The sequence below is a fragment of the Streptomyces spiramenti genome (genome assembly GCF_012034385.1).
Classification (GTDB): Bacteria; Actinomycetota; Actinomycetes; order Streptomycetales; family Streptomycetaceae; genus Streptomyces; species Streptomyces spiramenti.
In genome coordinates, this window is sequence record NZ_JAAVJB010000260.1 from 1 (window position 1) to 6,299 (window position 6,299).

General features: G+C 73.8%; 4 protein-coding genes and 2 pseudogenes. All 6 read right to left on the reverse strand.

Annotated features, from left to right (window positions below):
• Window positions 1–188: 188 nt before the first annotated feature.
• A complete protein-coding gene (locus HCJ92_RS21005) occupies window positions 189–398 on the reverse strand; it encodes a hypothetical protein (RefSeq protein ID WP_167935184.1) in 210 nt (69 codons plus the stop codon).
• A gap of 899 nt (window positions 399–1,297) precedes the next feature.
• A pseudogene (gene gatB / locus HCJ92_RS21015) lies at window positions 1,298–2,748 on the reverse strand (Asp-tRNA(Asn)/Glu-tRNA(Gln) amidotransferase subunit GatB).
• Between the two features lie 125 nt (window positions 2,749–2,873).
• Entirely contained in the window at window positions 2,874–3,098 is a 225-nt protein-coding gene (locus HCJ92_RS21020) for a hypothetical protein (RefSeq protein WP_167935185.1), read from the reverse strand.
• Window positions 3,095–4,588 carry an Asp-tRNA(Asn)/Glu-tRNA(Gln) amidotransferase subunit GatA gene (gene gatA, locus HCJ92_RS21025; protein WP_167935186.1) on the reverse strand — a complete coding sequence of 498 codons (1,494 nt, stop codon included), beginning with the start codon at window positions 4,586–4,588 and terminating at the stop codon, window positions 3,095–3,097. Before gatA ends, HCJ92_RS21020 begins: the two co-directional genes overlap by 4 nt.
• 5 nt (window positions 4,589–4,593) lie before the next feature.
• Window positions 4,594–4,890 (reverse strand): Asp-tRNA(Asn)/Glu-tRNA(Gln) amidotransferase subunit GatC, encoded by a 297-nt coding sequence (gene gatC / locus HCJ92_RS21030; RefSeq protein WP_167935187.1) that lies wholly within the window; start codon window positions 4,888–4,890, stop codon window positions 4,594–4,596.
• Between the two features lie 125 nt (window positions 4,891–5,015).
• A pseudogene (locus tag HCJ92_RS21035) lies at window positions 5,016–6,020 on the reverse strand (putative bifunctional diguanylate cyclase/phosphodiesterase); the annotation flags it as partial.
• Window positions 6,021–6,299: the final 279 nt, after the last annotated feature.

Consider the following 6,299-nt stretch of genomic DNA (forward strand, 5'->3'; position numbering starts at 1 on the left):
GGGGAAGGCCGCCCCGTGCCCCCGCCCCGTGCGGTCGGGCCGTGCCGGGCAGCCGCCGACGCGGCTCACCTGGCCGTCGGCGTTCCCTGCGGAGCGTCCCGCGGGACGGCGCGGCAGCAGACGTCGCCCCGCCCCGGCCGGTGGTCCGGACGGAACCCTCGGGCGCCGACCGGCCCGCTGCGCCGTGGTCAGGCGATGCGCAGGGCGCGGCGGAGTCGGTCGGTGGCGGGGACTGCGAGTGCGGGGCGCTCGACCGTGGGTGAGGGGGCCGCGGTCCGGGTGCCGGCTGCGGCACGGCGCTCGCGGCGCTCGCGGCGCTCGCGCTGCGCGCTGCGGACCTCGGCCATCTCGGCGGTGAGGTCGCGGACGTGTTGCCGGTGCAGCTGGTACTCGAGCATCGGTGCTCCTTCGTCTCGGGTGGAGGCCGCCTCGGCGCTCCCGTCGTGTCGTCGTGTGATGGCTCCATCGTGGTCGCTGAGGAGGGGAGGCCACATCGGGCGGATGCCGCGTCCTGGGACGTTGTCGGGCCCGCCCGGGGCACCGGGGCGCGGTCTGCCGGGCCGGCCCCGCGCCCAGCGCGGGGACATCGGGTGACCGGCGTCCTAAGTAGCCCTCCGTGGCTAAGGCATCGGAGCTCCGGGTCTAGGTACTCCGTCCCCGGTTCGGGGCCGACGGACGCCGGCTCCCTCCTGCCCGCTCAGCCACCGCCGGTCGGCCCGACCCACGCGGAACGGGACCCGGTGGCTGTACGGGACGGGGCGGGCTGCGAGGGGGAGAAGCGACCGCGGCACGTCTCGACGCGGCCCCGGCACGCCGCGGGAGTCCCCAGGCGCTGCGGGAGCAGCGCGAAACGGCGGGGCGAGGGCACGGCTTCGGGGGCACCGTGCCGGGTGCGGCGGTGGATGCCACCCGCTCCCCAGCTCCGGCAGGTCGTGGCCGACCCGGCGGAGCGCCGGACGGGTGACGGACCCGGCGGGGCGCACGCGGCCGGCGCACGAAACCGCGGGAAGCGGCCCGCCCTGCCAGTGCCGCCACCGCCACCGCCACCGCAACCGCCACTGCCACTCCCACCGCCACCGCCACCGCCACCGCCACCGCGGAACAGCGATTCGCGGAGAAGCGCGCGGCTCACCGGCCCCGGCCAGGATCGACCCCCGTGCGCCGCCGGCCGCGCCGTGCAACCACGACGGCCCCGTGCGGTCCGCGCCACCCTGTAGAGGGCGCGGGCCGCACGGGGCCGTGATGACCGCGGCATGCCGCGGTCGCGTCGTTCCGAATCGCGGCTCGGGACGGCCGACTACTCGGCGGGAGCCAGGCGCTCCAGGATCAACTCGCGGGCGCGGCCCGCGTCGGCCTGGCCACGGGTGGCCTTCATGACGGCGCCCACCAGGGCGCCGGCGGCGGCGACCTTCCCGCCCCGGATCTTGTCGGCCACGCCGGGGTTGTCGGCGATGGCGTCGTCGACCGCCTTGCCGAGAGCGCCGTCGTCCGACACGATCTTCAGGCCGCGGCTCTCCACGACGGCGTCCGGCTCGCCCTCGCCGGCGAGCACGCCCTCGATCGCCTGCCGCGCCAGCTTGTCGTTGAGGGACCCGTCGGCGACGAGCTCCGCGACTCGGGCGACCTGCACCGGGGTGATGGGGAGGGTCACCAGGTCCACGCCCTGCTCGTTGGCGCGGCGGGCCAGTTCGCCCATCCACCACTTGCGGGCGGCGGCCTGCGTGGCCCCCGCGTCGATCGTGGCGACGATCGCGTCGACGGCGCCCGCGTTGAGGACGGACTGCATCTCGTGCTCGGAGATGCCCCACTCCTCCCGGAGTCGGTTGCGGCGCACGCGGGGCAGCTCGGGGAGCCGGCCGCGGAGTTCCTCCACCCAGTCGCGGGCGGGGGCGACCGGCACCAGGTCGGGCTCGGGGAAGTAGCGGTAGTCCTCCGCCTCCTCCTTGACCCGGCCGGAGGTGGTGCTGCCGTCCTCCTCGTGGAAGTGGCGCGTCTCCTGCACGATGGTGCCGCCCCCGGAGAGGACCGCCGCGTGCCGCTGGACCTCGAAACGGGCGGCGCGCTCCACGCTGCGCAGCGAGTTGACGTTCTTGGTCTCGCTGCGGGTGCCGAACTTCTCGGTGCCGTGGGGCCGGAGCGACAGGTTGACGTCGCACCGCATCTGGCCCATCTCCATGCGGGCGTCCGAGACGCCGAGCGCACGGATCAGTTCGCGCAGTTCCGCGACGTAGGCACGGGCGATCTCGGGGGCGCGGCCCCCGCGCCGGTGATCGGCTTGGTGACGATCTCGATCAGCGGGATACCGGCGCGGTTGTAGTCCAGCAGGGAGTACGAGGCGCCGTGGATGCGACCCGTGGCGCCACCCACGTGGGTGGACTTGCCGGTGTCCTCCTCCATGTGGGCGCGCTCGATCTCCACTCGGAAGATCTCGCCGTCCTCCAGCTGTACGTCGAGGTAGCCGTTGAAGGCGATCGGCTCGTCGTACTGCGAGGTCTGGAAGTTCTTGGGCATGTCCGGATAGAAGTAGTTCTTCCGGGCGAAGCGGCACCAGGTGGCGATCTCGCAGTTCAGCGCGAGGCCGATACGGACCGCCGACTCCACACCGACCGCGTTCACGACGGGCAGCGCGCCGGGCAGACCGAGGCAGACCGGGCAGGTCTGGCTGTTGGGCGCCGCGCCGAGCGCGGTGGCGCAGGCGCAGAACATCTTGGTCTTGGTGCCGAGCTCGACATGGACCTCAAGGCCCATGACGGGGTCGTAGGTCGCGAGCGCGTCCTCGTACGACACCAGGTCAATGACTGTCACGGGGTTGTACCTCTCGGCTGCGGGGGTGGGCGGCCCGCCGGTGACGGGGGCCCCGCGCCCGGAGCGGGTCAATCGGAGAGGACATCGTGAATGTCCTCGTTCATGCGGCGCAGTTCGCGACCGAGCAGCGCCACACCGGTGATGACGGCGGCAGCGGAGACGATGCCGTCGACCAACTGGAGCGTGTCGTGGTCCTCACGGGCGCTGCGCAGCTGCTTGGCGATGCCGATCACACCGAACACCGAGGTGCCGATGGAGATGTAGACGCCGAGCTTCGACTTGGGCTTGCTCATAGGGCTGGTGCCTCCTCCAGGATGGGATGCCCCCACCGTGCCAGGAAAGCGGCTTCGACGGCCGCACCCACGCGGTACAACCGGTCATCGGCCATCGCCGGAGCGATGATCTGAAGACCGACGGGCAGTCCGTCCTCCGGAGCCAGGCCGCACGGGAGCGACATGGCCGCGTTGCCGGCGAGGTTGGAGGGGATGGTGCACAGGTCGGCCAGGTACATCGCCATCGGGTCGTCGGCGCGCTCGCCGATGGGGAAGGCGGTGGTGGGCGTGGTCGGCGAGATCACGACGTCGACCTGCTCGAAGGCACGCGCGAAGTCCTGCGTGATCAGGGTGCGGACCTTCTGCGCGCTGCCGTAGTAGGCGTCGTAGTAGCCGGAGGAGAGCGCGTAGGTGCCCAGCATGATGCGGCGCTTGACCTCGTCGCCGAAGCCCGCCTCGCGGGTCAGCGAGGTGACCTCCTCGGCGGAGCGGGTGCCGTCGTCGCCGGTGCGCAGGCCGTAGCGCATCGCGTCGAAGCGCGCGAGATTGGAGGAGCACTCCGAGGGCGCGATGAGGTAATACGCCGCGAGCGCCTTGGTGAACGACGGGCACGACAGCTCGACGACCTCGGCACCCAGCTCGCGGAGGAGCTCGACGGTCTCGTCGAACCGCTGCATGACCCCGGCCTGGTAGCCCTCGCCGCGGAACTCGCTGATGACGCCGACCCGCAGACCGGCGACGGTGCCGTTGCGGGCGGCCTCGACCACGTCGGGCACGGGTGCGTCGATGGAGGTCGAGTCCAGCGGGTCGTGACCGGCGATGACCTCGTGGAGCAGCGCCGCGTCGAGGACGGTGCGGGCGCAGGGGCCGCCCTGGTCGAGCGAGGACGAGAAGGCCACCATGCCGTAGCGCGAGACCCCGCCGTAGGTCGGCTTGACGCCGACGGTGCCGGTGACGGCGGCCGGCTGCCGGATGGAGCCGCCGGTGTCGGTGCCGATGGCGAGCGGCGCCTGGTAGGAGGCGATGGCGGCGGAGGAACCGCCGCCGGAGCCGCCGGGGATGCGGGTGAGGTCCCACGGGTTCCCGGTGGGGCCGTAGGCGCTGTTCTCGGTGGAGGACCCCATGGCGAACTCGTCCATGTTGGTCTTGCCGAGGATGACCACGCCCGCGTCCTTCAGACGCCGGGTCACGGTGGCGTCGTAGGGCGGGATCCAGCCTTCGAGGATCTTGGAGCCGACGGTGGTCGGCACGCCCTCGGTGGTGAAGATGTCCTTGAGGGCGAGGGGGACGCCGGCCAGCGGGCCGAGTTCCTCGCCGGCCTCGCGGCGGGCGTCGACGGCGCGGGCTTGGGCGAGGGCGCCCTCCCGGTCGACGTGGAGGAAGGCGTGGACCTTCTCGTCGACGGCCTCGATGCGCGCCAGGTGAGCCTCGGCCACCTCGACCGCGGTGAGCTCGCCCGCGGCGATCCGTGCGGCGGTCTCGGCTGCGGTGAGCCTGGTCAGATCGGTCATGGCGGTCACTCCTCCCCCAGGATCTGGGGCACCTTGAAACGCTGCTGCTCGGCTGCGGGCGCCTGCGAGAGCACCTGCTCGGGGGGCAGACTCGGACGGACCTCGTCCGGTCGCATGACGTTGGTCAGCGGCAGCGGGTGGGAGGTCGGCGGGACGTCCTCTCCGGCGACGTCGGAGACGGCTGCGACCGCTCCGATGATGTCGTCGAGTTGACCGGCGAAGTGGTCGAGCTCTTCGCTGGACAGCTCCAGACGCGCCAGCCGAGCGAGGTGGGCGACCTCCTCGCGCGTGATGCCAGGCATGCGGCGATCCTCATTGCTGTGTCGAGGGCTGGGTTGAGCCTCCAATCCTATGGGGTGCCCGACCGGGCCCGCGCACGCCTGCGGACCCGACCCGGTCCGCCGGGCGGCGGACCGGGTTCGTCGTCCTACGGGGACGGGCGCGCGGGGTCGGCCCGGTCGGGGGCCGGTCCGAGGCACGGTCCGACGGCCGGCCCGGTTTCGCCGGCGGCCACGGACACCCCGCCGGACGCGGGGGCGGCGGGTGTGTGGTGGTCGCGGAGCCAACTGGTGGTCTCCGCCGCGGGCATGGCCGGTGACAGCAGCCAGCCCTGGACCGCGTCGCACCCGAGGTCCCGGAGCCTGTTCCAGGTCTCGCCGTCCTCGACTCCCTCGGCGACCACCGCCAGCCCCAGGGAGTGGGCGAGCTCCACCGTGCAGCGGACGATCTCCGCGTCCTCCCCGTCCTCGGCGAGACGGGCGACGAAGGCACGGTCGATCTTCAGCTCGCTCACCGGGAGGCGGCGCAGGTGGACGAGGGAGGAGTAGCCGGTGCCGAAGTCGTCGAGGGACATCCGGACGCCGTGGCCGGTGAGCCCCGCCAGGGTGTCCGCCGCCTGCTGCGGGTCGTCCAGCAGCACGTGCTCGGTGATCTCCAGTTGGAGCGCTCCCGCGGGAACGCCGTGGCGGGCGAGGCGCGCCGCGACGGCCCCGGCGAAACCGGGGGTGTGCACGTCGCGGGGTGAGACGTTGACGGCGACGGGGACGGCGATGCCTTCGGACCGCCACCGCGCGACCTGCGCCAGCGCCGTCTCCAGGACGTAGTCGGTCAGTCGGGGCATGAGGCCGGAAGACTCGGCGACGGCGATGAACTCGTCCGGGGCGACCCTGCCGCGCTCGGGGTGGTCCCAGCGCACAAGTGCCTCCAGCCCGGCGACGGAGCCGTCGAACCGCACCTTCGGCTGGTAGTGGAGGCGCACCTGGCCGCTCTCCAGAGCGGCGCGGAGATCTCCCAGCAGCGCGAGTCGCCCCGGGGTGTGGCGGTCCCGCGACCGGTCGTAGACCTCCACGCCGGGCCGACCGGACCGCTTCGCCTCCGAGAGGGCGACGTCGGCCTGGCGCAGCAGTGCCTCCGCCGCGCGGGCCCCGGGCGGTACACCGTCGGAGCGGGTGCGCCGCCCGCCCCGGGGGCACGGTCGCCTGCCGGGGCCCGGGACGGCCCCGCCGCGCCGTGGCGGGGCAGAGCGGCCCCGCAGTGGCACGGGGCCGGGTGTCCCGTGGTCGGGCGCGGCATCGGACACGGACCGCGCGGGGGAGGTGCCGGGTACCGGACGGGCCGAGGGCGAGGACGGGCCGGTGGCAGTCGGCGGCGCGGCAGGGGGCGGCGGGATCGTCGGTGGCGACGGCGCGGCGGGGCCCTGCCCGCGCTCGGC

Excerpts from the sequence above, each read along its gene's own strand:
- HCJ92_RS21020 (WP_167935185.1), bottom strand. The coding sequence starts at position 3,098 with ATGAGCAAGCCCAAGTCGAAGCTCGGCGTCTACATCTCCATCGGCACC.
- HCJ92_RS21005 (WP_167935184.1), bottom strand. The coding sequence starts at position 398 with ATGCTCGAGTACCAGCTGCACCGGCAACACGTCCGCGACCTCACCGCC.
- gatC (WP_167935187.1), bottom strand. The coding sequence starts at position 4,890 with ATGCCTGGCATCACGCGCGAGGAGGTCGCCCACCTCGCTCGGCTGGCG.
- gatA (WP_167935186.1), bottom strand. The coding sequence starts at position 4,588 with ATGACCGATCTGACCAGGCTCACCGCAGCCGAGACCGCCGCACGGATC.